General features: G+C 65.8%; 2 protein-coding genes. Both read left to right on the top strand.

The window, feature by feature from the left end; all coding sequences use genetic code 11:
- Positions 1-111 precede the first annotated feature (111 nt).
- Positions 112-972, top strand: coding sequence for a site-specific integrase (locus EN853_RS32945; RefSeq protein WP_127862951.1), 861 nt, complete (start codon positions 112-114; stop codon positions 970-972).
- Positions 973-984: 12 nt separating this feature from the next.
- Positions 985-2,169 carry an IS91 family transposase gene (locus EN853_RS32950; protein WP_127862950.1) on the top strand — a complete coding sequence of 395 codons (1,185 nt, stop codon included), beginning with the start codon at positions 985-987 and terminating at the stop codon, positions 2,167-2,169.
- Positions 2,170-2,531: the final 362 nt, after the last annotated feature.

Here is a 2,531-nt window from a genome sequence, read left to right on the forward strand (position 1 = left end):
GGGATTGAACGAAGCCGCTGACGCGGCATTTGGCGGGTCGGTTTGCGGTTGAGGCTTCTGTTTTGAAGGATTGCGGCTGTTGAAGCGCAATCTTGGAACAGGAGCACTGAGATGGCCGAGTTGAGCCCTCTTCGCCGGCGCATGATCGAAGACATGACGATCCGCAATCTGTCGCCGGCCACGCAACGATCCTACGTGCACGCGGTGGCGAAGTTTTCCCGCCATTTCGGCCGATCCCCTGACCGCCTTGGCCTTGAAGATGTCCGCGCCTTTCAGGTGCATCTGGTCTCGACCGGGATCTCGTGGCCGGCGCTGAACCAGACGGTGTGCGCGTTGCGGTTCTTCTACGGCGTGACACTCGGCCATGCCGAGATTCCGGAACGGATCGTCTATGCCCGCTCGCCACGCACGCTGCCGGTGGTTCTCAGCGCCGACGAGGTCGTCCACTTCCTGGAGGCAGTGCCGAGCCTGAAGACGCGCACGGCGCTGACGACGGCCTACGCAGCGGGTCTTCGCGCCTCGGAGACCGTCGGGCTGAAGGTCGGCGATATCGACAGCGGCCGCGGCGTCATACTCGTTCGTCACGGCAAGGGCGGCAAGGACCGCACCGTGATGCTGTCGGCGCAGCTTCTTCGGATCCTACGGGTCTACTGGCGACTGGCGAAGCCGCAGGGCTGGCTGTTTCCCGGCCGCGACCCCAATCGTCCCATCGACGTGCAGGTGCTGTATTCGGCCTGCCGCTCGGCGCGCGCTGCCGCCGGCATCGACAAGCGGGTGACGGTGCACACGCTCAGGCACTCCTTCGCCACGCATCTGCTCGAGAACGGCACCGATATCCGCATCATCCAGGTGCTGCTTGGCCACAACAATCTTTCCTCGACGGCACGCTACACCAAGGTCTCGAACGGCCTCATCCGGCGCACGACGAGCCCGCTCGACAGGCTGAACGTTGAAGTGGTGCCGCCGGGCTGACCGGTTCCGCCCGTGTCGGCGAGACTGGAGGTGGCGGATATCTTCGGCCGCCACGGCGAGGCGTATCGGCAGGTTCATGACGGCCATCTCGGACGTGTCGAGCGGCGTGTGATGAGCGCGATCGAGCTCTGCCGGACGGCCGCGCTCGGCGGCCATGTCGAGGGCTGCCGATCCTGCGGGGCGATCCGCGTGGCCTACAATTCCTGTCGCAACCGGCATTGCCCAAAATGCCAGGGACAGGCCTGCCGCGACTGGCTCGCCGCACGCGAGGCCGAACTCCTGCCGGTTCCCTACTTCCACGTCGTGTTCACGTTGCCGGCCGAGGTCGCCGCGATCGCCTTCCAGAACAAGGCGGCGGTTTACGCCATCCTGTTCAGGACTGCGGCCGAGACGCTGCGCACGATCGCCGCCGATTCCAAACATCTCGGCGCCGAGATCGGCCTCATCGCGGTGCTGCACAGCTGGGGGCAGAACCTGCACTACCATCCGCACATCCATTGCATCGTGCCGGGCGGTGGCGTCTCGCCGGACGGCTCGCGCTGGGTCTCCTGTCGGCCAGGGTTCTTCCTTCCGGTGCGCGTCCTGTCGCGCCTGTTTCGCCGCCGCTTCCTGGAAGCCCTACGAGCCGCCTTCGACGCGCGCAGCCTCAAGTTCTTCGGCGACATTGCCGGCCTGACCGAGCCAGCCGCCTTCACCCGCCTGTTGGCCAGGTCGCGCCGCCTCGACTGGGTGGTCTACGCCAAACCGCCGTTCGGCGGTCCAGGGCAGGTGCTGGCCTACCTCGGTCGCTACACCCATCGCGTCGCCATCGCCAATTCCCGGCTGATCAGCATGGAGAACGATCGTGTCGGATTCCGCTGGAAGGATTATCGTCATGGCGGAAGGACAAAGGTGATGACGCTCGACGCGCACGAGTTCATCCGCCGCTTCCTGCTGCACACGCTGCCGGACGGCTTCCATCGCATCCGCCACTACGGCTTCCTCGCCAACGGCCATCGCGCCGCCAGGCTCGACCAGTGCCGCAGGCTGCTGACCAAACCACAACAGGATGATCGCGAACCGGATGCCGAAAGCGCCGCTGCCGCTCCTCTTGCGGCAACGCACCGCTGCCCATGCTGTGGAGGACGGATGATCACGCTCGCAGTCTGGCGCAGCGGACAGGCACCGCCCGGCCCGTTCTGGTGCGACACCTCATGATCGCGGCCGGCGCCTCCTCATCGCCATGCTCAGCATCCGTCACCATGGGCGCCGGAACGCCAACGCTTGGCCCATCGCACAAGGCTGCAAGCAGCCAGCCCGGCGATAGAAGGCACTACAGCCTGTCCGACGGCACCTGCCATCAAGATGCCGCCCCCTGTCGCAGCGTCCTTTGCCGTCATTGCATCCCGACGGCCCTTGATCATTCTGGCGAAGACTATCCCGGCCACAGATCCGGGCTACAATCCCCATAGCGCCAGTCCTGCCCGCGGCTCCGTTCAATCCGGCTTGCAATGAGGTCCGACAGCCAACCCGGCCGCTCCGTCGTGCCCGCGGACCTCACAGAAGCCTCCAGATTCCGG

This window comes from Mesorhizobium sp. M1C.F.Ca.ET.210.01.1.1, from assembly GCF_004791585.1.
Taxonomy (GTDB): Bacteria; Pseudomonadota; Alphaproteobacteria; order Rhizobiales; family Rhizobiaceae; genus Mesorhizobium.

What these genes read in the sequence shown, in the direction of transcription:
- EN853_RS32945 (WP_127862951.1), top strand. Translation starts at nt 112, where the DNA reads ATGGCCGAGTTGAGCCCTCTTCGCCGGCGCATGATCGAAGACATGACG.